At 39.0% G+C, this 526-nt stretch carries 1 protein-coding gene; it reads right to left on the reverse strand.

What is annotated here, in order from left to right:
- The coding region (locus AALA56_RS10165) for an accessory Sec-dependent serine-rich glycoprotein adhesin (RefSeq protein WP_369909909.1) at positions 1–305 on the reverse strand (305 nt) is incomplete at its 3' end.
- Positions 306–526 lie beyond the last annotated feature (221 nt).

Genomic DNA, 526 nt, shown 5'->3' on the forward strand with positions numbered 1-526 from the left:
ATAGATGTTTCAGTCTCAACGACTGGAGTCTCCTCAGCCATAGCTGTCTGACTAGCTACACCACCTGCAGCAATTGCACCCAGTGCTGCTGCACTTTTTAAGATATGGTGTGAGGCAGAAACATCTTTTAATGTTTCTTCAACTTGACTAATGGCAACTTCTTCGACTTTAGCACCCTTAAAAAGACGCATCAAGCCAATCTGCGACATGACGGTACGCACCCAGTGTTTACCGGATTTGTGCATCTTAACACGTGACTTGCGGGATGTCTCTTCAAAGTTGTTGCCAACTTTTTTGCCCTTCATATTTTCCTATTTCCTCCAAATTCCTAATATTGGGTAAAACCTAGCCCCTTTCCTAAAAAAGTGTAAAAATCCCCATTATATTTTAACACTAGAATACTTTCTAAGTCAATAAATAAACATTTACAATTTCTGTATACACTAACAAAAAACGGCAAAATTCAAGTCCAAGTTAGCCAGCGTATAACACCTCTCTGGGAGTTTTGTAATCTAATACTTTCTTA

The organism is Streptococcus hyointestinalis, from assembly GCF_041225505.1.
Lineage (GTDB): Bacteria > Bacillota > Bacilli > Lactobacillales > Streptococcaceae > Streptococcus > Streptococcus hyointestinalis_B.